This is a genomic window from Bacillus sp. AMCV2, from assembly GCF_056033925.1.
Map to the genome: position 1 here is coordinate 3,657,041 of NZ_JBVYIB010000002.1, position 20,776 is coordinate 3,677,816.

Genomic DNA, 20,776 nt, shown 5'->3' on the forward strand with positions numbered 1-20,776 from the left:
CTTAACCTTCCGACTGCTGAAGCTTGCTTGCCTGATCTTCAACAATCAGCGCTTCAACCACTTCGTCAAGTTTTCCTTCAAGAATCTGATCAAGCTTTTGAATCGTCAAACCGATTCTGTGATCCGTCACACGGTTTTGCGGGAAGTTGTATGTGCGGATACGTTCAGAGCGGTCACCGGATCCGACTGCTGATTTCCGTGTTTGATCATATTCAGCCTGGGCTTCCTGCTGAAATTTATCATAGATTCTGGCACGGAGAACCTTCATTGCTTTTTCTTTGTTCTTAATTTGAGATTTTTCATCCTGGCATGATACAACAACACCTGTCGGCAAGTGAGTCAGACGAACCGCAGACATTGTTGTGTTAACGCTTTGTCCGCCCGGTCCGCTTGAAGCAAACGTATCGACACGGATATCCTTCTCATGGATGTCAACCTCTACCTCTTCTGCCTCAGGAAGACATGCTACTGTTGCAGTGGATGTATGGATGCGTCCGCCTGATTCTGTTTCCGGAACACGCTGTACGCGGTGGGCGCCGTTTTCATATTTGAGTTTAGAATACGCGCCGCTTCCCGTAATCATAAAGATGATCTCTTTATAGCCGCCTGTTCCGGTTACATTCGCTTCCATGACCTCTGTCTTCCAGCCCTGAAGCTCGGCATAACGGGAATACATTCTGTACAGGTTGCCCGCGAATAAAGCGGCTTCCTCGCCCCCCGCGGCTCCGCGGATCTCCATAATAACGTTTTTATCATCATTAGGATCTTTCGGGATCAAGAGCACTTTCAGGCGTTCGGACAGTGTTTCCGTTTCCTTCTGAAGTTCAGAAATCTCTTCCTTCACCATGTCGCGCATCTCAGCATCCAGCTTCTCTTCAAGCATCGCTTTTGCATCAGCCAGCTGTTCTGACGCATCTCTGTATTGTCTATATACGTCAACTGTTTCTTGTATATCAGATTGCTCTTTTGAATATTCTCTTAGCTTTTTCGGATCGTTGACTACTTCTGGATCGCTTAAAAGCTCATTTAATTTCTCGTATCGTTCTTCAATTGATTTTAAACGGTCTAACACGGTCTTCACCTCTGTTTTCCTGTGCGTAACATTCTCATTATAGTATAGTGATTAACCCCAGTCAAAAGCATTTCAATCCCAGCTGGAAAAGCCCCCTCTGCTATACTGGAATTCGAGGAGGGATGATGTTGCTGAAATCCATACATCATATTGCAATCATATGTTCAGATTACGAAAAGTCGAAAGCTTTCTACGTACATAAGCTTGGTTTTCAGGTGATTCAAGAAACGTACCGCGAAGAGCGCGGCTCCTATAAGCTTGATTTGTCGCTTAACGGCTCGTATGTCATTGAGCTGTTCTCGTTTCCCGATCCACCCGAACGACAAACCCGGCCTGAAGCCGCAGGCCTGCGCCACCTCGCCTTTACAGTCGGCAGCTTGGATAAAGCGGTTCAGGAGCTTCATGAAAAAGGAATCGAAACAGAGCCAATCAGAACAGACCCGCTGACCGGCAAGCGTTTCACCTTCTTTTTTGATCCTGACCGACTTCCATTAGAACTGTATGAACAATAACAGTTTTTGAAGAAAAAAAGGAGATACCCACTTTCTTTGCCGAATCTTTTCTTGTTTTGTCTAACGGGAAGGGAACCTCATTCTATGGTCGAATACCTAGCTTAAAAGGAGGTATGGGATCATGAATACAAATATGGTAGCAAGTGAACTCGGCGTCTCCGCAAAAACGGTGCAGCGGTGGGTGAAGCAGCTGAATCTTCCGGCCGAACGCAATGAGCTCGGACACTATTCGTTCACGGCAGAAGACGTGAAGGTTCTAAAATCCGTTCAAAAACAAATCTCTGAAGGCACGGCGATTCAGGATATTCATCTGCCGAAAAGCGCTAAAAAGCGCACAGGCTTCCTTGTCCAAAAAACAAATAGCGACACAGAACGAAGAATCGAGCAGCTTGAACAAAAGCTGGACAGCCTTTTACAGCAAAGGCAGGACGAAAGCGAATTGATGGCAAGGTTGTCGGAACTGGAACGCCAGCTGAAACAAAAAGCCGATGAAGGTGTATCTTACCAGCTGCTTCAGCACCGCAGAGAAATCGATGATATTCTTGCAGATTTGCAATCACTGACCTCACAAATGAAAGAATTCACCGCTCAGCCGACCCCCGAGACCGCTGCTGCTTCTGAAACAACCAAAACAAGAAAAAAACCGCTGCTGTCACTGTTCAAATTTCAAACCTAAAGCAAAAAGCTCCCGTAAAGGGAGCTTTTTTTGTTACGCAGTAAGCGCGATAATGATTGGAAGTGAAATCAATGACAGAATCGCACTGACCACAAACGCAGTTGCAGTTTCTTCTTCTTGTTTCTCGAAACGAGTCGCAATCATGGCTGCAACGGCAGAACCAGGGAATGCAACAAGAAGGATTGCTTTTGTTGTTTGGTCAGCCGGAAGTCCGATAGCAAGAGCAATCAAGAACATTAATGCAGGCTGAACCGCAACTTTTAGTAACGCAATACCGATAGCCGGCATACTGAGTTTAATTTTACGAATACCAACGGTAACACCGACAGCAAAGAGAGCAACACCAGATGTTGTGCTTCCAAGCTGATCAAGCATTTTAACACCCAGCTCAGGAAGAGTGAAATTGAAAACCAGCACCAAGATCATACTGATTAACGGAGCAGCTGCAAGCGGCTCACAAAGACCATGCAGGATTGATTTTCCTGTCATCTTCCAGAAGCTGTCGCCACTCTCTTCGTTTTTCTTAGAAGACTCACCAACAGTAGCGATAATGATCGCGAGCGGATCAAGAATCGCGTTAACCACGATACCTGTGACCGCGATCGGAATCGCAACTTCATTCGCTCCGAATAAGCTTCCCAATACCGGGATACCCATAAATGCGAATGTCGGCTGTGCAGAGTTCAAAGAAAATACAGATGAGTTCGTTAAATCATACTTGAATATAAATCTGCAAACCAAAAGAATGATGATATAGAAACCAACAATCCCAATAATTAAAGAAATCATTAAAGGTACTTGTGATAAAAATTCACTTCTGGAAGTTGTCAAAATACCAGCGATAAAGTGAGCTGGAAGTGCGTATTTCGTTACTAACGTACTTACCCCTTTTGCCGACTTGGCATCATAACTTCCAAAATGTCCTGCAAACCAACCCAGCACGATAACAAAGAAGATCGGCGCCAGGAGGATTAAGATATCTAAGATGCTCAAAATATTCTCCTCCAAATCCTATGTCCGTATACTTTAGCTTTACAAAAAGCTTTCCCTCGGACGAAAAATTTACTCGCTAATTATTTCGCGATGACTTTTTTGTATTCAGGTGTCCACATTGCTTCAAGTACCGCTTGTTTCACATCTTCAGGCTGACGATTTGCCACGCCGTCTTTAATTGCTGCTTCAGCAACGGCAATCGCAACTTGGATAGAAACCTCTTGAAGCTTATCAATGCTTGGAAGCAATCCTGCTCCAGGTGTTTCAAGATCAACCATTTCAGCAATCGCATCAGCAGTTGCAGCAAACATAGCAGGTGTAATGATTCGCGCTTCAGCTACAATTGAACCAAGTCCAAGACCAGGGAATGCGAATGCGTTGTTAGATTGTCCGATTTCATAAGAAACACCGTTGTATTCTACATTGTCAAATGGGCTTCCTGTTGCAATAAGCACTTTTCCGTCAGTCCATTTGAACAGATCTTCAGGAACAGCTTCAGCAAGGTGAGTCGGGTTAGACATCGGCATGATAACCGGACGGTCAACGTGAGATGCCATTTCTTTTACAATTTCCTCTGTGAATGCACCTGAAACCCCTGAAGTACCAATTAAGATCGTTGGTTTCGCTTGACGAACCACTTCATCGAATGGAATTTGACCTTTTTCGTCGCGCTTCCAGTCTTTCACTTCATCCGCATTGCGAAGGTAAGGTTTTTGGAAATCAAGGATGCCTTCGATGTCTTCAGTCAGCAAGCCTCTGTAATCAAGTGTGTAGAAACGTTTGTTAGCTTCTTCTTCAGATAATCCGGCTAGCACCATTGTGTCACGGATTTGGTCAGCAATACCGATACCAGCAGAACCAGCACCGAAGATAACAACACGCTGATCTTTAATAGAAGCGCCGGTTTTCTTCATAGCGGCAAGCACACCTGCAAGTGTAATCGCGCCAGTACCTTGAATATCATCATTAAATGTCAGGATTTCATGATTGTATTTTTTCATGATGTTGCGTGCATTTTTGTTGCCAAGGTCTTCCCAGTGAAGAAGCGCTTTAGGGAAGAATTTCAATGCAGCTTTTACATAAGCGTCAATGAAAGCTTCGTAGCGTTCACCTTGAACACGTTCATGCTTGTTACCAATATATAAAGGATCGTTTAGAAGTTTTTCGTTGTTCGTACCGACATCAAGCACAACCGGGATAACACGGCTAGGGTCAATACCGGCTGCAGCAGTGTAAACAGCCAATTTACCGATTGCGATATTAATACCGCCTACACCCCAGTCACCGATACCGAGAATGCTTTCGGAGTCAGTAGCAACGATAAGATCAATATCGCCTGCTGTCGCATGAAGGTTTTCAAACGCTTTTTCAATACCGTCAATATTATCGATTGACAAGTAGATTCCTTGAGGTCTTCTATATTCATGGCTGTATTCCTGAATCGCTTCACCAACTGTTGGCGTGTACACAACAGGAAGCATTTCGCGAAGATGGTTTTTCAGCAATTTATAGAAAAGAACTTCGTTACGGTTTGCAAGATCACTTAAGTAAACATTTTGACGAAGGCGGTCAGGCTGCGCTTGGAATTGCTCGTACGCGCGTTGTGCTTGTTGATCAAGAGAAAGTACAGTTGGCGGCAGAAGCCCTTCTAAGCCGAGTTCTTGTCTTTCTTCTAGTGAAAAAGCAACGCCTTTATTTAAAGTAGGAATAGATAAAACTTCTTTTCCTCTAAGAGTTGTTTCTAAGTGGCCTTCTTTCGTTTTTTTTATGTTATTCAAGCAAATCTCCTTCTTTCTTGAAATAGTTAACCAAGTTAAGTAATAACCCATCTAAAATATGACCGATCATGATCTTTATGCGACTTTGTGACAATTATTCGAACAATGTCTCAAAACTATTTACATTACGTAAGCTATTGTATGCCTGTCAAAATCAAAATTCAAGGGAAGAAAATTACTTAATTTTTTAATATACTTAATTAAATTTTTTAATTGGATATTATCAGAATATAAAAAAAACACCGGTGTTTTAGCCGGTGCATTCTATCTTTATACCCATGTTTTGGACTATTTTTTAGATTTACCTGGGACTTCGTGATGATGTCTGCATCTTGCTTCATATGATTCAGATGCACCAACCAAAATGACCGGATCATCGTAAGAAGCAGGTTTGCCGTCAATGAGGCGCTGTGTTCTGCTCGCCGGTGATCCGCAAACAGAACAGACGGCTTGCAGCTTTGTCACACTTTCCGCAATCGCCATGATATTCGGGACGACACCGAACGGCTCTCCCCTAAAATCCATATCAAGGCCTGCTGCTATCACACGGTAGCCTTTATCGGCAAGAGATGATAAAACCTCAACAATTTCCTGATCAAAAAACTGCACTTCATCAACCGCAATCACATCTGTACTTTCACTGATGTGATCCCAAATGTCCGCAGCAGACGAAATGGCATAGCTCGTCATCGATGTTCCATTATGGGAGACAACAGCAGCTTCGCTGTATCGGTTATCAATTACAGGCTTAAATACCCTGACTTCCTGCTTGGCATAAGTTGCTCTCTTCACTCTTCTGATCAGCTCTTCAGATTTCCCCGAGAACATGCTGCCGCAAATCAGCTCAAGCCACCCGCTTTGTTTCATTATGTACATAGGCTTCGCTCCCCTCTCTCTGCCAGCTGTATTTTAGACAATATAAAAAACAGGCAAGACTGCTGCTTGCCTGTTGAGAAATCTATTATTACTTAAGACCGTATTTTTTGTTAAAGCGATCAACACGACCATCAGCAGAAGCGAATTTTTGACGGCCAGTGTAGAATGGGTGGCATTCAGAGCAAATCTCAACGCGTACCTCTTCTTTTACTGAGCCTGTTTCAAATTCATTTCCGCAAGCGCATTTAACTGTTGCTTTTTTGAAATTAGGATGAATTCCTGCTTTCATTGTATCCATCTCCTTCCGCCCTGAATCCCGTGTGGAAACAGAGTTATTATTTCGGAGCATTGTCCGAAACGCATATGAGAAAATTATATCAGTGATTTACTTCTTTTGCAAATACAATTTACCTTCTTGCAGATGATAGATTTGCCTGTTTCCATTCTTGATTGAGAATATCGAAAAATTCCTGGTTTGTTTTGGTTTTTTTCATTTTTCTCATGAACTTTTCTGCGAAATCAGGTGAATCAGACATCGTTTTGCGGATAGACCATAAACGATCTAGATGCTCTTTAGGCACAAGCAGCTCTTCTTTGCGCGTTCCTGAACGGCGGATATCGATAGCAGGGAAGATGCGGCGCTCGGCAAGAGAGCGGTCAAGGTGAAGCTCCATGTTGCCTGTTCCCTTGAATTCTTCATAAATGACATCATCCATACGTGAACCAGTATCAACCAGAGCCGTAGCAAGGATGGTTAAGCTGCCGCCCTCTTCGATATTTCTCGCAGCGCCGAAGAAACGTTTCGGACGGTGGAACGCCGCTGGGTCAATCCCCCCGGAAAGCGTTCTTCCGCTCGGCGGAATCACTAAGTTGTAGGCGCGGGCAAGCCGTGTGATGCTGTCCATCAGGATAATGACGTCTTTTTTGTGTTCCACGAGACGCATTGCACGTTCAAGCACAAGCTCGGCCACTTTGATATGGTTTTCCGGCACTTCATCAAACGTTGAGCTGACGACATCCCCAGCTACAGAACGCTCGATATCGGTTACTTCCTCAGGTCTTTCGTCAATTAAAAGCACGATCAGCTCTGCTTCAGGCTGGTTCGCTGTAATGCTGTTGGCAATTTCCTTCAGCAGCATCGTTTTTCCGGCTTTCGGCGGCGCAACAATCAATCCGCGCTGTCCAAATCCGACCGGCGCCATCATGTCCATAATTCTTGTAGACAAGAAGTTCGGCTTTGTTTCAAGCACCATTTGGCGATCTGGATAAAGTGGCGTAAGAGCCGGGAAATGCACACGCTCTTTTGCAGATTCGGGATCATCCCCATTTACTGCTTCAACGTGCAAAAGTCCATAGTAACGCTCATTTTCTTTTGGCGGGCGAACCTTGCCTGATACCTTGTCTCCGTTCCGCAAATCGAAACGGCGGATTTGTGAAGCTGAGATGTAAATGTCTTCTGAGCTTGGAGAGTAGTTGATCGGTCTCAGGAAGCCGAAACCTTCAGACTGGATGATCTCAAGAACGCCTTCCATAAACAGCAGATCTTCCTGTTCTGCATTCGCTTTCAGAATGGCGAAAATGAGTTCTTTTTTTGTCAGTTTGCTGTAATAGGAGATTTTATAATGTCTTGCAAGTTCATAAAGCTCTTTCAATTTCATATTTTCCAAAGAGGAAATAGATACGTCTTTCATAAAAACACCACGCTTTTCATAGTCAATATCTTACTCTGAACATGTCATCTGCTGCTTTTGCACAACATCCGCCAAAGCACATTCTTTTTTTAACATAAAGGAACTTCTATCGGTAACACTTCCACCCATGATCGGCGCTTTTGTTAAAAGGATTGTCTTAATGAGTTTTGAAGGAAGCGAGGACAAAAACATGAGAAGATCAATACTTATATCGTCTGTATGCGGTAGAAATTGAAACTTTCCTAGTGCTTAAAAGAAGGTATTACGCAGTAAAATTCGCAGCACTCTTTATTTTTACCTTATTTCAAAAAATTATTCAACTGAAATAAGGTTTTGACACGGAATTGATAGAGTTGACGCTTTTCTGCAAAAGTTAAAGCGGGCTCACACCCGCTTTTTCTGTTTGTTATGGACGGATTACAAGATTTGGTTTCTTTTTCAAGCTGTGTCTGCCGTCAACGAAACGGACAGTACCTGATTTTGCACGGATAACTAAGCTTTCAGTTGTACCGACAGAGCCTTTGAATTGAACTCCTTTTAACAGCTCGCCGTCAGTAACCCCTGTAGCTGCAAAAATCGCGTCATCACCCTTCACAAGGTCTTCCATGCGAAGGACTTTGCTTAAATCAAGGCCCATTTTGTGACAGCGTGTGATTTCTTCTTCGCTTTGCGGAAGAAGTTTACCAATGATTTCTCCGCCGAGTGCTTTTAGCGCAACAGCGGAAAGCACACCCTCAGGAGCGCCGCCTGATCCGAACAGAATATCAACGCCCGTGTGGTCGAAAGCCGTGTTGATGGCGCCTGCGACATCGCCGTCATTGATCAATTTGATTCTGGCGCCGGCCTCACGAAGCTCGGAAATGATTTTTTCGTGTCTTTCACGGTTTAAAATTGTGGCAACGACGTCCTCAACGTCCTTATTTTTCGCTTTTGCCACCGCTTTAAGGTTGTCAATGACAGGTGCTTCGATGTCAATGCAGCCCACCGCTTCCGGACCGACTGCGATTTTTTGCATATACATGTCAGGAGCATTCAGAAGCGTGCCATGGTCTGCGACTGCGATAACCGTCAGCGCGTTCCAGCCGCCGCTTGCTAAGATGTTTGTGCCTTCAAGAGGGTCAACTGCGACATCAACGCGAGGGCCGTACCCGTTTCCGAGTTTTTCCCCGATATACAGCATCGGCGCTTCGTCCATTTCCCCTTCACCGATTACAACGGTCCCTTTCATCGGCACTGTATCAAAAACGTCTCTCATTGCACTTGTTGCCGCTTCATCAGCCTCATCTTTTTTTCCCCGGCCCATCCATCTTGCTGATGCCAATGCCGCAGCTTCGGTCACACGTACCAATTCCATTGATAAACTTCTTTCCATTTCAACACGATCTCCTCTCACAAGAAACCATTATGAATTTTGAAGCTGTTCTATTTCTTCGTCAGTCATTCTTTCACGCCAAATTGTCGCTCCAAGCCCCTCAAGCTTCTTCTCAAGGCTGCTGTATCCGCGGTCAATATGCTCCAGTCCCGTAATTTCCGTGACGCCATCAGCCATCAGTCCGGCTACCACCAAGCAGGCTCCGGCACGCAGATCACTCGCCTTCACTTTTGCGCCTTGAAGCTCGACAGGACCTGTGATGATGGCAGATCTGCCTTCTACTTTCATATTGGCACCCATTCGTCTCAGCTCATCAATGTGCTTGAATCTTGCCGAGTAGATGGTGTCTGTGACGACACTCGTCCCTTTCGCCCTTGTCAGGAGCGCCGTCATCGGCTGCTGTAAATCAGTCGGAAACCCCGGGTATACGAGGGTTTTGACGTCAACCGGCTTTAATTTCTTCTGCCCGCCGACAATGAGAAGCTGGTCGTCGCTTGTTTCGATATGATAGCCCATTTCTCTCAGCTTTGCCGTTAACGACTCTAGATGAGTGGGAATGACGTTATCGATAATGACTTCCTTGCCCATTGCAGCCCCTGCAATCATAAATGTCCCGGCCTCAATTCTGTCCGGAATGATCGTATGCTTGCAGCCGTGCAGTTCCTTCACGCCGTCGATTCGAATCACATTGGTGCCCGCACCTTTGATTTTGGCGCCCATGCTGGTAAGCAATGTCGCGACGTCAATGATCTCAGGCTCCTTGGCAGCGTTTTCGATGATCGTTTTCCCTTCTGCCAAAACAGCGGCGAGCATAATGTTAATCGTTGCCCCAACGCTTACGACATCTAAATAAATCCGTGCGCCTCTGAGCCTTTCAGCTCGCAAATAAATGGCGCCTTGTTCATTGGTTACTTCAGCTCCGAGTGCTTCAAAGCCTTTGATATGCTGATCAATCGGACGGGGCCCTAAGTGACAGCCGCCAGGCAATCCAATGACCGCCTGCTTGAAGCGGCCGAGCATCGCCCCCATTAAATAATATGACGCGCGAAGCTTTTTTACTTTCCCGTTAGGAAGCGGCATGCTGATCATCGACGTAGGATCAACAACCATTTCCCCATTCTCAAAATGCACGTTTCCGCCGATTTCCTTTAACAGGTCACGCAGCGTTTCAATATCTGAAATCTCTGGAAGCCCTTCAATTGTCACCTCGGAATTTGCCAAAATGGTTGCAGGTATTAACGCAACAGCGCTGTTTTTAGCGCCGCTGATATGTACTGTACCGTTTAACGAGTCACCGCCGGCAATATTCAACTTTTCCATGATAGTCTCCTTCCATAAGAAGATAGCTGCGGAGCTAAATAAAATGTCATTTTATTCTGTCTCTGCAAATAAAGCTCATGTCCAAAATCTAGCCAATTCGAAGAGAAAGAATACAACACATTGTAAAATATCAGGAAGAAAATAGCGAAGCTTTGGGGGTACAGGTTTCAAAAGATGCACAGAGACCCGCCGGCTCGAGAGACATCGTCGTCATCCGGCAAAAGCAGTACGCATACCCTTCATTCCGATATCAGCTTCTGCAGCCCAATGATTCCTTCTCTGTAAAGCGGCGTCAGCATCTGAAGATCCGCTGTATCAGGTCGGTGAAATACAAAGGCCGCGGCAAACAGGCATAAAGCTGTTTGCCGCCCCTTTCATTATTTGTTCCAGTCTGCCAGGAATTGTTCGATTCCTTTGTCTGTTAACGGGTGTTTAGTGAGCGCATGAATGACTTTCAGCGGCATTGTGCCGATATGAGCCCCTCTAAGAGCAGCTTCTGTCACGTGCTGCGGATGGCGGATTGACGCTGCAATGATTTGCGTGTCAAGCCCGTGAATGTCAAAAATCTGTTTAACTTCTGAAATCAGGTCAAGCCCGTTGTGGCCGATGTCATCTAAACGTCCCAGGAATGGAGATACATATGTTGCCCCCGCTCTGGCAGCAAGAAGCGCCTGGTTGGCATTGAAGATCAATGTAACGTTTGTTTTGATGCCTAAGTCAGTAAGTGCTCTTACCGCTTTTAAACCGTCAGACGTCATTGGGATTTTCACCGTAATGTTCGGAGCGATCTTCGCCAGTTCTTTTCCTTCCTCGATCATTTCCTCAGCTTTCAAAGAAATAACCTCTGCGCTTACAGACCCTTTCACGACGTCTGTGATCTCGCGAAGACGGTCGTGGAATGATACGTTAGCTTCCTTTGCTACTAAACTAGGATTCGTCGTTACACCGGCGAGAATTCCTAATTCATTCGCTTCTCTAATTTCATCGATATTGGCTGTATCAACAAAGAATAACATTTTCAAAAAGCCTCCCTGATTAAGAAATTTTCTGAACTGCGAATATGATTGCGCTTTCTAAAGATAGACGGAAAACCGCCTGTCAAGCTGTCAGGCGGCTATAAAAAGTTCCAATTGAATTAAGCTTGGTTTGAAGAACCAAATTCACGCATTTTACCGATAACTGTTTCTTTGATCGCTTCACGAGCTGGTCCAAGGTATTTACGTGGATCGTACTCGTCAGGCTTAGCTGCCAATGTTTCGCGAACAGCTTTTGCAGAAGAAATTTGGTTTTCAGTATTCACGTTGATTTTAGCTGTACCAAGTGAAATTGATTTTTTGATGTCAGCAGTCGGAATTCCAGTACCGCCGTGAAGAACTAGCGGAAGACCAGTTGATTTTCCAATCTCTTCCATTTCTTTGAAGCCAAGGTTTGGCTCACCTTTGTAAGGGCCGTGAACAGAACCTAATGCAGGTGCAAGGCAGTCGATGCCAGTGCGCTCAACAAGCTCTTGGCACTCTTTAGGGTCAGCGTAGATTACGCCTTCAGCGATAACGTCATCTTCTTGTCCGCCTACTGTTCCAAGCTCAGCTTCTACAGATACTCCGTGGAAATGAGCAAGCTCAACAACTTTAGCAGTTGTTGCTACGTTTTCTTCAAATGGATGGTGAGAAGCGTCGATCATTACAGATGTGAAACCTGCATGAATCGCTTTCGCACAAGATTCAAAGCTTGAACCGTGGTCTAAGTGAATCGCAACAGGAACTGTCACTTTGTACTCTTCCATAAGTGCTTTTACCATAGCAACGACTGTTTTGAAGCCGCCCATGTAGCGTCCCGCACCTTCGGAAACACCAAGGATCACTGGAGATTTTTCTTCTTCAGCTGCTTGTAAAATCGCTTGAGTAAACTCAAGGTTGTTTAAGTTAAATTGTCCTACAGCATACCCTTTTTCTTTAGCTGTATTCAACATTTCCGTCATAGAAACTAAAGGCATGTCGAATGTCCTCCTTATGTAGCCTGATTGTCTTCTAGCGAAAAAAGCTTTCCACCCTAGCATGACCCATATATTGCTGTCATATGTAAATACTCAGATCGCTTTTTCTCCATAACTAGGATACCAACTTTTCGACAAATCGGCAACATAATGACATGATTCATTTGTTTCTTCTTTTTGTCAGTTAGACTTCAGGGGCAGATATTTTTTGACGGCGTCTCTGATTTCGTCGATGTCAAACGGCTTGGCAAAGTGCGTCAGAGCGCCCAATTCCTTCGATTCTTGGATCATGTCGAGCTCTCCGTATGCCGTCATGATAATGACCCGGATGTTTTCGTCAATGACCTTCATCCGTTTTAAGATTTCGATTCCGTCCATGCCGGGAATTTTCATGTCCAAAAGCACAAGGTCGGGCCGTTCTTTTGTCACAATGTCAAGCGCCTGCAGGCCGTTCGCAGCCTGAAACGTCTGGTAGCCTTCTTTATTGAACACTTCATTTAGCAAAATACGAATGCCGTATTGATCATCAACGATTAAAATTTTTTCATTCATCATTTTACACCCCAATATTATGATTTTCGTCAAAAGTAAGCAGTATTGTATGTATTCTGTTTGATTTTCCTATTTCCTTTAATTATAATAGTCTACTTTACGACATTTTCTGAGCATTTTCTCTTTTGTTGTATACTGATATTGTACGTTATAAAGGAGGATTCACTTATGTTGAAAATATTCACGACGCAGTTAACAGGTATTTTTTCCCGCATTCAGGATAAGGAATCTGACGCGATTGAAGATGGGGCGCGGCTGCTTGCTCAAGCGGTGATCAGCGGGCATTCCATTTATTTATACGGAGCGAATGAGCTTCAGGGCGTCTTTTATGAGGCCACCGAAAGCAAAGAACCCTTCCCATCTGTCAAAGCCTTTCCAGAAAGCGCTGAGGAAGTGACAGAAAGCGACAGGGTGCTGATGTTTTGCTCAGGGACGGGCACAGCCGAAGAACAGGCGCTCGCAAAAGAGCTTTATGAAAAAGGTGCGGGAGTCGTATGCGTATCGCCCGCAGCCAAAGACAGTACGGGATTAGAACAGTATTGTGATGTGCATATTGATTCTAAATTAAAAATGCCGCTTGTTCCCGATGAAGACGGCACCCGTTACGGGTTTCCCTCTTTAATGACAGCACTGTATGTCTATCACGCTTTATCGTTTACACTAAAAGAAATTCTGCAAGAGTATGCATAATATCTTATTGTACATGCTGGAACTTACCGGAAACAAATAAAAAAGACTTGCCCGCTTTTGACAAACGGCAAGTCTTTTTTATTACTTCTGATTTGCAGCTTCGACAGACGCTCCGATAAAGCCTTTGAATAGAGGCTGAGGTCTTGTCGGTCTTGACTTGAACTCTGGGTGGAACTGAGAAGCCACGAACCAAGGGTGGTCTTTCAGCTCGATGATTTCAACAAGGCGTCCATCAGGGCTTGTGCCTGAGAATACGAAGCCTTGCTCTTCCATTTGCTGTCTGAATTCATTGTTAAACTCATAGCGGTGGCGGTGGCGCTCGTACACCACTTCATCCTGATACACTTCAAAGGCTTTCGTACCTTCTTCTAGCTTACAAGGGTAAAGGCCGAGACGAAGCGTTCCTCCGAGATCCTCAACATCCTTTTGTTCAGGAAGAAGATCAATGATCGGGTATTGAGTTGACGGATCAATTTCCGCTGAGTGAGCGCCTTTTAAGCCCAATACGTTTCGTGCGTATTCAATAGACGCCACCTGCATGCCCAAGCAAATGCCCAAGAACGGAATGTTGTTTTCGCGCGCGTATTTTGTCGCGACGATTTTGCCTTCAACACCGCGGTCTCCGAATCCGCCCGGCACAATGATGCCGTCTGTTCCGCTTGTGAGTTCTGCGATATTGTTTTCTGTCACTTCTTCTGCGTTGATCCACTTCACTTTTACATCTGTATCAAACGCATAGCCCGCATGGCGGAGAGACTCGACAACAGAAATGTATGCGTCAGGAAGCTCAACGTATTTGCCGACAAGGCCGATTGTAATCGTTTGAGACAGATTGCTGACTTTGTTAACAAGCTCTTTCCACTCGGACATTTCCGCTTCTTTGCAAGCCAATTTCATGTGCTCGCAAACAAGCTTATCAAGCCCTTGTTTTTGAAGCTCCAGCGGAATGGAGTAAAGGTTGTCCGCATCTTCACATTCAATAACCGCTTTTGTATCGATGTCGCAGAAAAGCGCGATTTTATCTTTCATATCTTGAGAAATCGGCATTTCTGTACGAACGACGATGATGTTTGGCTGAATGCCCAAGCTGCGCAATTCTTTTACGCTGTGCTGTGTCGGTTTTGTTTTTAATTCGCCAGCAGCTTTAATGTAAGGTACAAGCGTACAGTGGATGTACATTACGTTTTCACGGCCGATGTCGCTCTTCATTTGGCGGATTGCTTCAAGGAATGGCAGTGATTCGATGTCTCCGACAGTACCGCCGATTTCTGTAATAACAACATCTGCGTTTGTCTCTTTCCCTGCGCGGTAAACACGGTCTTTCAATTCGTTTGTGATGTGCGGGATGACCTGTACGGTTCCGCCAAGGTAATCTCCGCGGCGTTCTTTTTTAAGAACTGTTGAATAGATTTTACCTGTTGTCACGTTGCTGAATTTATTCAGGTTAATGTCGATAAAACGCTCATAGTGACCAAGGTCCAAGTCTGTTTCAGCGCCGTCATCCGTTACGAATACTTCACCGTGCTGGTACGGGCTCATTGTTCCCGGGTCAACGTTGATGTATGGATCGAATTTCTGAATCGTCACGTTCAGTCCGCGGTTTTTCAGCAAACGCCCTAATGAAGCTGCTACAATACCCTTTCCAAGTGAGGATACAACTCCCCCGGTTACAAAAATATATTTCGTCATTTCGTTTGCTCCTCTCTTCGCTCTTAGCTACATTTTTAAAATGTACTATTTTATAAAAAATCATTTAGCCTTTTAAATGATTTATAAGAAAAATGAGGGGTGAAAATAAGAAAGCTCCCTTTCAATTTCTTGAAAGGGAGCATAACGTACTATGTTCTCTCTTCGTTTTTGAAGAGCCCAAAATACATACTACATAGTTCGACTATGAAAGTCAAGATCGTTTTGAAGATGAAATCTGATACTATTTAATTTCCTCTTCTTCATCATCATAGTCTTCATCATCTTCATCAATAATATCTTCTTCGATCTCAAGATCATCGTCGTCTTCATCAAGATCTTCTTCGTCAAAATCGTCGGCTTCAAGATCGAGTTCTTCCTCAACTTCATCCAAATCAAGGTCGTCTTCGTCGATCTCTTCAAACTCGTCAAGATCAAGATCTTCTTCGACTGCTTTCTTCGCTTTTTTCTTTTTCGCCTTGACTGTCGGCTGAGTTTCTTCATCAAGCTGATCATACGGATACCAGCTGCGAAGCCCCCACGTCTGGTCAGAAAGCGCCAGGAAGCGGCCGTCAATGTTTAAATCTGTATAAAATTGAGCGATGCGGTCTCCAAGCTCTTCTTTTTTCACGCCGAGCAAAGATGCGATTTCATTTAAAAGCTCCTGAAAAGGAACTGGTTTTTTATGTTCTTCAAATAATTCGTGAGCGATTTCAACTAAAGCCATTTCCTTTAGCTCTTCCTGTGAATATTGTTTGATACCCAAGGTCGGACACTCCCTTTCTATTACTTATATGTATCTGTTTTATCAATAATGTAAGCGATTTTGTATCGTTCTTATACAAACCATACCTCTCATTATAAACAAAATAAAACAGAATATGCTACCCTTAACAGCGTTAATTTAAATAATTTTACAAGAGTGATCCGACTGAGAGATGTTTTCCGTTAATCCGCGAGCATTCTGGAGATGACCAGTCTTTGAATTTCTTGAGTGCCTTCATAGATTTGCGTGATTTTTGCATCACGCATATAGCGTTCTACCGGATAATCTTTTGTATAGCCGTAGCCGCCGAAAATCTGCACGGCTTCGGTCGTCACCTTCATCGCCGTATCCCCAGCCATCAGTTTGGACATGGCGGAAGCTTTTCCATATGGAAGGCCCGATGATTCTAACCACGCAGCCTGATAGGTCAATAGCCTTGAAGCTTCTATCATTGTCGCCATATCCGCGAGTTTAAAAGCGATGCCCTGCTGCTCGCCGATCGATTTTCCGAATTGCTTTCGCTCTTTTGCATATTGAAGCGCCGCATCAAGCGCTCCTTGGGCGATGCCCACGGCTTGTGCGGCTATGCCGTTTCTTCCTCCGTCAAGCGTCTTCATCGCGATTTTGAAGCCTTCTCCTTCTTCTCCGAGACGCTTTGATGCGGGCACTACACAATCTTCGAACATGATTTCCGTTGTCGGTGAAGAACGGATGCCCAGCTTCTTTTCTTTCTTGCCTGTAAAAAATCCTTCAAAATCCTTTTCTACTATAAAAGCGGTAATGCCTTTTTTCTTTTTCTCGGGATCGGTGACGGCAAAAACAATGTAAATATCAGCAACGCCGCCGTTTGTGATAAACACTTTGGAACCATTTAACACATAGTCATCGCCGATTCGTTCAGCAGTTGTTTTCATGCTGCCGGCGTCAGAGCCAGACCCTGCTTCAGTCAAAGCGAATGCGCCGATTTTCTCTCCGAGGGCCAGCTGTGTTAAGTACTCTGTCTTCTGCTCCTCCGTCCCAAAGGCAAACAGCGGCCAGCTGCAAAGAGAGATATGGGCGGAAAGCGTCACACCGGTGGAGGCGCACACTTTTGACAGCTCCTCCACCGCGATGACGTAGGCTAAATAGTCACTTCCAATTCCGCCGTAATCTTCAGGCCACGGAATTCCCGTCAGCCCCAGATTTGCCATTTCCCGAAACAGCTCGCGATCGAAGCGTTCTTGTTCGTCTCGTTCTGCCGCTGTCGGGGCCACCTCATGCTTCGAAAAATCGCGCACCAATTTTCGTATCATCTCATGTTCTTCTGATAATGAAAAATTCATTGCTTCTCCCCCATTTTCAGATCAGCGCCTAAAACGGATTGAGCCAGAAGCTCGACGACGTCGTACGTTTTGACTTGGTCTTCGGCTTCCTTCGCCTTTGTGCCGTCCCCAAGCATTGTGAGACAGTACGGACAGCCGGAACTGATCACCGATGGGTTGACTGCGAGCGCTTGCTCTGTCCTGGCGACGTTAATCCTGTTGCCTGTTTCTTCCTCCATCCACATTAATCCCCCGCCAGCTCCGCAGCACATGCCGGTTTCCCGGTTTCTCTCCATTTCAACAAGCTGCACGCCCGGAATGGCTTTCAAAATCTCTCTCGGCGGATCATAGACTTCATTGTACCGGCCCAAATAGCACGAATCATGAAAGGTAATCGTCTCATGAAGCGGGTGCTGCGGATTTAATTTTCCGTTTTTCACAAGCTCGGCCAGCACTTCTGTATGATGATAAACCTCGCCTTCAAATCCGAAATCCGGATATTCGTTTTTAAATAAATTGTATGCATGGGGATCGATCGTAACGATTTTTTTGACATCATTTTTTTCAAATTCAGAAATATTCTTCTCAGCCAGCTCTTGGAACAAAAATTCATTTCCGAGGCGGCGCGGCGTGTCTCCTGAATTTTTTTCTTTATTGCCTAGGATCGCGAAGGACACGCCCGCGTGATTGAGCAGCTTGGCAAAGGAAATTGCGATTTTCTGGCTTCTGTTGTCGTAAGACCCCATGGAGCCTACCCAGAAAAGGTACTCAAATTCTTTTCCTTCTTTTTTCATTTCTTTTACAGTCGGAATCTCAGCATCCGGCGCCTCGTCACGCCAATTTTCACGTTCCTTGCGGTTGAGTCCCCACGGATTCCCCTGCCGCTCAATACTTGTCATTGCGCGCTGGGCGTCACTGTCCATTTTTCCTTCTGTCAGTACGAGGTAGCGGCGGAGATCGATGATTTTATCCACGTGCTCATTCATGACCGGGCATTGATCCTCACAGTTCCGGCAAGTGGTGCATGCCCAAATTTCTTCCTCTGTGATGACGTCGCCGATCAAGCTTGGATTGTAATCAAGCGCCGCTGCGGCTTCCTGCGATCCGCTGCCCGCTGACGCCGCAGCCAGCTGATTGCCTCTCGTATGCCGAAATGCTGCTGCGGGCACCCATGGGGAGCGCGAGGTGACGGCAGCGCCTTTTTCCGTGAGATGGTCTCTGAGACGCAAAATCAAATCCATCGGAGAAAGCATTTTTCCGGTGCCTGTTGCAGGACACATATTTGTACAGCGGCCGCACTCGACACACGCGTACAGATCAAGCAGCTGAGACTGCCTGAAATCCTCAATTTTTCCCGCTCCGTAGCTTTCTTTCGTTTCGTCGGTAAAATCAATTTTTTCAAGTTTTCCGGCAGATTCCATTCGATTGAAAAAGACGTTTGCCGGGCCGGCGATTAAATGGGCATGCTTCGACTGAGGCACGTACACTAAAAAGCTAAGCAAGAACAGAAGATGGATCCACCAAGCGATATAGAAAATCACCGCCGCGCCTGTTTTCCCGACACCGCTAAGCATAAACGCAATACCTGAGGCGATTGGCTCGCTCCAAGAAAGCCCATGCTCATGCCAAATCAGATTCATCCCGTTCCCAAGCAGAACGGTCAGCATTAATCCTCCGATAAAAATGAGAACGAGTCCGGCTTTGAAACCGCGTTTCAGCCTCACGAGCTTTTCGATATAACGTCTGTAGAATGCCCACCCAACAGCAATTAAAATGAGAAACGTAACAATTTCCTGAAAAAAGGTGAAGGCGGGATAGACCGGGCCAAGCGGCAGATTCCGGCCGGGAGCCAGTCCTTTGATGATAAAGTCAATTGCTCCGAACTGAACCAATATAAATCCGTAGAAAAACATGACGTGAATGATTCCGCTTTTCTTGTCCTTGAGCAGTTTTTTCTGTCCGAATACATTCACCCATATGGCGTGAAGCCGTTCCTTGAACCGTTGATCAAATTGTTCTTTCTGGCCGAGCTTGATGTAGGCCAGTCTCGTTTTGACCAAGTATACAAACAAATAGACAGCGTAAGCGGTTACAATCAGAAATAATAATGCATTTGCGATGAGAAAGCCGCTCATTCCAATTCCCCCTTTTTACTGATAAAGACCGCGATCCCCTACCCCCGAATCTGTATAAGATTATCTTTATGATAAATAATGAATGAGTGTTCAGTCAATAATTAAATTCCTGCTGTTCGGGCACACTACCTTTACTACGGAAAGGAGTGCCGGTATGAAGGTATTTATCGTGATTATGATCATTGTCGTTATTTTCTTTGCCTTGATTCTGCTTGATATCTTCATGGGCCGTGCCGGATACAGAAAAAAGGCGTACGAGCCTGTTTTTTCAAAAAAGAAGAGTGACATCGAATTGATCCACTGCGGCGCTGATCTCGTTGAGCGGATGATGAATGATATTCGTCAGGCCGCCTCTTCTGTTCACATGATGTTTTTTATTATGAAAAATGATGAGGTCAGCCACAATATGTATACCTTGCTGAAAACAAAAGCCCAAGCTGGCGTCTCCGTTTATTTGCTTCTGGATTGGGCGGGCTGCCGGGCAATTAAAAAAACGGCGCTGCAGACGATGAAAAATGCCGGCGTCCATGTCCATGTGATGAATCGTCCCCGTTTTCCTTTTTTCTTTTTTCACATGCAAAAACGGAATCACCGGAAGATTACTGTGATAGACGGAAAAATCGGTTATATCGGCGGGTTTAACATCGCCGAAGAATATCTTGGAAAGAAGGCGAAGTTCGGCAATTGGGAGGATTATCATCTGCGCATGATGGGAGAAGGCGTACATGATCTTCAAACGCTTTTTGCTTCTGATCTAAAACGAAATACCGGAATCGAACTGGGTTCGGATGTTTGGCCAAAGCTTCAGCAAGGGACTATTTCTCACAAGATATATGCGACCGACGGTTATTCCCTTGAAAACAAATACTTGGTCAATATTGCCCAAGCGAAGAATCGCCTTACGGTTTGCACGCCTTATTACATTCCATCAAAGCCGCTTCAAGAGGCCCTCATTAACGCAAGAAAAAACGGCGTATCCGTGAGAATCATTGTACCGATGAAATCAGACCATCCGCTGGTACGAGAAGCAGCTTTTACGTATTATTCGGAGCTCTTGGATGCCGGCTGTCTTATTTATCGTTATTATCAAGGGTTTTATCATGTAAAAGCCCTCATCATAGACGACCATCTTAGCATTATCGGAACAGCCAACTTCGATAAACGAAGCCTGTTTTTAAATGAAGAGGTGAATGTCGAAATTGATGACGAAGCGTTTACAAGTGAAGTCTATGCCACGATTGAGGAGGATATGAAAAAGTCGGAGCGGCTGACCATGGAGGATTTCAGCAAGCGCACATTCAGGCAGCGCCCGGCGGAATGGCTCGGCAGGGCATTATCTTATTTCTTATAAAGGAGAGTTCCT

The 20,776-nt window shown here is 45.1% G+C and carries 20 protein-coding genes; 4 read left to right on the forward strand and 16 right to left on the reverse strand.

The genetic code is table 11. From position 1 onward, the window contains the following. Nucleotide 1 precedes the first annotated feature (1 nt). Nucleotides 2–1,072, reverse strand: coding sequence for a peptide chain release factor 1 (prfA, locus tag AC0OMA_RS18900; RefSeq protein WP_003227645.1), 1,071 nt, complete (start codon nucleotides 1,070–1,072; stop codon nucleotides 2–4). A 125-nt stretch (nucleotides 1,073–1,197) separates the two neighbouring features. Between prfA and gloA2 the strand changes: the two genes are divergently transcribed. Beyond that, nucleotides 1,198–1,584 carry an SMU1112c/YaeR family gloxylase I-like metalloprotein gene (gloA2, locus tag AC0OMA_RS18905; protein WP_041520071.1) on the forward strand — a complete coding sequence of 129 codons (387 nt, stop codon included), beginning with the start codon at nucleotides 1,198–1,200 and terminating at the stop codon, nucleotides 1,582–1,584. 121 nt (nucleotides 1,585–1,705) lie between these two features. Next, nucleotides 1,706–2,260 (forward strand): chromosome-anchoring protein RacA, encoded by a 555-nt coding sequence (gene racA, locus AC0OMA_RS18910; RefSeq protein ID WP_047183334.1) that lies wholly within the window; start codon nucleotides 1,706–1,708, stop codon nucleotides 2,258–2,260. A 33-nt stretch (nucleotides 2,261–2,293) separates the two neighbouring features. Here racA and AC0OMA_RS18915 read toward each other — a convergent pair whose 3' ends face one another. The 11 genes from AC0OMA_RS18915 to spo0F form a co-directional block, all read right to left on the reverse strand. After that, nucleotides 2,294–3,253 carry an AEC family transporter gene (locus tag AC0OMA_RS18915; RefSeq protein WP_003242497.1) on the reverse strand — a complete coding sequence of 320 codons (960 nt, stop codon included), beginning with the start codon at nucleotides 3,251–3,253 and terminating at the stop codon, nucleotides 2,294–2,296. 80 nt (nucleotides 3,254–3,333) lie between these two features. Then, nucleotides 3,334–5,031 carry an oxaloacetate-decarboxylating malate dehydrogenase gene (malS, locus tag AC0OMA_RS18920; protein WP_015384905.1) on the reverse strand — a complete coding sequence of 566 codons (1,698 nt, stop codon included), beginning with the start codon at nucleotides 5,029–5,031 and terminating at the stop codon, nucleotides 3,334–3,336. 288 nt (nucleotides 5,032–5,319) lie between these two features. Continuing rightward, nucleotides 5,320–5,907 (reverse strand): thymidine kinase, encoded by a 588-nt coding sequence (locus AC0OMA_RS18925; protein ID WP_014478269.1) that lies wholly within the window; start codon nucleotides 5,905–5,907, stop codon nucleotides 5,320–5,322. 88 nt (nucleotides 5,908–5,995) lie between these two features. Further along, nucleotides 5,996–6,196 carry a 50S ribosomal protein L31 gene (gene rpmE / locus AC0OMA_RS18930; RefSeq protein WP_003151132.1) on the reverse strand — a complete coding sequence of 67 codons (201 nt, stop codon included), beginning with the start codon at nucleotides 6,194–6,196 and terminating at the stop codon, nucleotides 5,996–5,998. Between the two features lie 118 nt (nucleotides 6,197–6,314). After that, on the reverse strand, nucleotides 6,315–7,598 hold the full coding sequence (gene rho / locus AC0OMA_RS18935) for a transcription termination factor Rho (RefSeq protein WP_003221939.1): 1,284 nt from the start codon (nucleotides 7,596–7,598) through the stop codon (nucleotides 6,315–6,317). 30 nt (nucleotides 7,599–7,628) lie between these two features. Beyond that, nucleotides 7,629–7,790 (reverse strand): hypothetical protein, encoded by a 162-nt coding sequence (locus AC0OMA_RS18940; RefSeq protein ID WP_003227632.1) that lies wholly within the window; start codon nucleotides 7,788–7,790, stop codon nucleotides 7,629–7,631. Nucleotides 7,791–8,004: 214 nt separating this feature from the next. Next, a complete protein-coding gene (gene glpX / locus AC0OMA_RS18945) occupies nucleotides 8,005–8,970 on the reverse strand; it encodes a class II fructose-bisphosphatase (protein WP_014481197.1) in 966 nt (321 codons plus the stop codon). A 30-nt stretch (nucleotides 8,971–9,000) separates the two neighbouring features. Further along, nucleotides 9,001–10,290 (reverse strand): UDP-N-acetylglucosamine 1-carboxyvinyltransferase, encoded by a 1,290-nt coding sequence (locus AC0OMA_RS18950; protein ID WP_047183336.1) that lies wholly within the window; start codon nucleotides 10,288–10,290, stop codon nucleotides 9,001–9,003. A gap of 377 nt (nucleotides 10,291–10,667) precedes the next feature. Continuing rightward, complete coding sequence (gene fsa / locus AC0OMA_RS18955; RefSeq protein ID WP_003227626.1) at nucleotides 10,668–11,306, reverse strand: fructose-6-phosphate aldolase; 639 nt, start codon at nucleotides 11,304–11,306, stop codon at nucleotides 10,668–10,670. A gap of 119 nt (nucleotides 11,307–11,425) precedes the next feature. Next, nucleotides 11,426–12,283 (reverse strand): class II fructose-bisphosphate aldolase, encoded by an 858-nt coding sequence (locus AC0OMA_RS18960; protein WP_003243339.1) that lies wholly within the window; start codon nucleotides 12,281–12,283, stop codon nucleotides 11,426–11,428. A gap of 180 nt (nucleotides 12,284–12,463) precedes the next feature. Next, the gene (spo0F, locus tag AC0OMA_RS18965; RefSeq protein ID WP_003227621.1) at nucleotides 12,464–12,838 is read right to left on the reverse strand and encodes a sporulation initiation phosphotransferase Spo0F; all 375 of its coding nucleotides are present in this window, start codon (nucleotides 12,836–12,838) and stop codon (nucleotides 12,464–12,466) included. A 165-nt stretch (nucleotides 12,839–13,003) separates the two neighbouring features. Between spo0F and AC0OMA_RS18970 the strand changes: the two genes are divergently transcribed. Further along, entirely contained in the window at nucleotides 13,004–13,525 is a 522-nt protein-coding gene (locus tag AC0OMA_RS18970) for a DUF2529 domain-containing protein (protein ID WP_015384907.1), read from the forward strand. An 81-nt stretch (nucleotides 13,526–13,606) separates the two neighbouring features. Here AC0OMA_RS18970 and pyrG read toward each other — a convergent pair whose 3' ends face one another. The 4 genes from pyrG to AC0OMA_RS18990 form a co-directional block, all read right to left on the reverse strand. Next, a complete protein-coding gene (pyrG, locus tag AC0OMA_RS18975) occupies nucleotides 13,607–15,214 on the reverse strand; it encodes a glutamine hydrolyzing CTP synthase (RefSeq protein WP_003227612.1) in 1,608 nt (535 codons plus the stop codon). 241 nt (nucleotides 15,215–15,455) lie between these two features. Further along, nucleotides 15,456–15,977 carry a DNA-directed RNA polymerase subunit delta gene (gene rpoE / locus AC0OMA_RS18980; RefSeq protein ID WP_003243661.1) on the reverse strand — a complete coding sequence of 174 codons (522 nt, stop codon included), beginning with the start codon at nucleotides 15,975–15,977 and terminating at the stop codon, nucleotides 15,456–15,458. Between the two features lie 182 nt (nucleotides 15,978–16,159). After that, complete coding sequence (gene acdA, locus AC0OMA_RS18985; protein ID WP_015384909.1) at nucleotides 16,160–17,299, reverse strand: acyl-CoA dehydrogenase AcdA; 1,140 nt, start codon at nucleotides 17,297–17,299, stop codon at nucleotides 16,160–16,162. Next, nucleotides 17,296–19,413 carry a heterodisulfide reductase-related iron-sulfur binding cluster gene (locus AC0OMA_RS18990; RefSeq protein ID WP_015384910.1) on the reverse strand — a complete coding sequence of 706 codons (2,118 nt, stop codon included), beginning with the start codon at nucleotides 19,411–19,413 and terminating at the stop codon, nucleotides 17,296–17,298. Before AC0OMA_RS18990 ends, acdA begins: the two co-directional genes overlap by 4 nt. 154 nt (nucleotides 19,414–19,567) lie before the next feature. Between AC0OMA_RS18990 and cls the strand changes: the two genes are divergently transcribed. Further along, nucleotides 19,568–20,764: a cardiolipin synthase gene (cls, locus tag AC0OMA_RS18995; protein WP_046340277.1), complete on the forward strand. Its 1,197-nt coding sequence runs from the start codon at nucleotides 19,568–19,570 to the stop codon at nucleotides 20,762–20,764. Nucleotides 20,765–20,776: the final 12 nt, after the last annotated feature.

Excerpts from the sequence above, each read along its gene's own strand:
- gloA2 (WP_041520071.1), top strand. The coding sequence starts at position 1,198 with ATGTTGCTGAAATCCATACATCATATTGCAATCATATGTTCAGATTAC.
- racA (WP_047183334.1), top strand. The coding sequence starts at position 1,706 with ATGAATACAAATATGGTAGCAAGTGAACTCGGCGTCTCCGCAAAAACG.
- AC0OMA_RS18925 (WP_014478269.1), bottom strand. The coding sequence starts at position 5,907 with ATGTACATAATGAAACAAAGCGGGTGGCTTGAGCTGATTTGCGGCAGC.
- rpmE (WP_003151132.1), bottom strand. The coding sequence starts at position 6,196 with ATGAAAGCAGGAATTCATCCTAATTTCAAAAAAGCAACAGTTAAATGC.
- rho (WP_003221939.1), bottom strand. The coding sequence starts at position 7,598 with ATGAAAGACGTATCTATTTCCTCTTTGGAAAATATGAAATTGAAAGAG.
- AC0OMA_RS18940 (WP_003227632.1), bottom strand. The coding sequence starts at position 7,790 with ATGTTTTTGTCCTCGCTTCCTTCAAAACTCATTAAGACAATCCTTTTA.
- glpX (WP_014481197.1), bottom strand. The coding sequence starts at position 8,970 with ATGGAAAGAAGTTTATCAATGGAATTGGTACGTGTGACCGAAGCTGCG.
- AC0OMA_RS18950 (WP_047183336.1), bottom strand. The coding sequence starts at position 10,290 with ATGGAAAAGTTGAATATTGCCGGCGGTGACTCGTTAAACGGTACAGTA.
- fsa (WP_003227626.1), bottom strand. The coding sequence starts at position 11,306 with ATGTTATTCTTTGTTGATACAGCCAATATCGATGAAATTAGAGAAGCG.
- AC0OMA_RS18960 (WP_003243339.1), bottom strand. The coding sequence starts at position 12,283 with ATGCCTTTAGTTTCTATGACGGAAATGTTGAATACAGCTAAAGAAAAA.
- spo0F (WP_003227621.1), bottom strand. The coding sequence starts at position 12,838 with ATGATGAATGAAAAAATTTTAATCGTTGATGATCAATACGGCATTCGT.
- AC0OMA_RS18970 (WP_015384907.1), top strand. The coding sequence starts at position 13,004 with ATGTTGAAAATATTCACGACGCAGTTAACAGGTATTTTTTCCCGCATT.
- pyrG (WP_003227612.1), bottom strand. The coding sequence starts at position 15,214 with ATGACGAAATATATTTTTGTAACCGGGGGAGTTGTATCCTCACTTGGA.
- acdA (WP_015384909.1), bottom strand. The coding sequence starts at position 17,299 with ATGAATTTTTCATTATCAGAAGAACATGAGATGATACGAAAATTGGTG.
- AC0OMA_RS18990 (WP_015384910.1), bottom strand. The coding sequence starts at position 19,413 with ATGAGCGGCTTTCTCATCGCAAATGCATTATTATTTCTGATTGTAACC.
- cls (WP_046340277.1), top strand. The coding sequence starts at position 19,568 with ATGAAGGTATTTATCGTGATTATGATCATTGTCGTTATTTTCTTTGCC.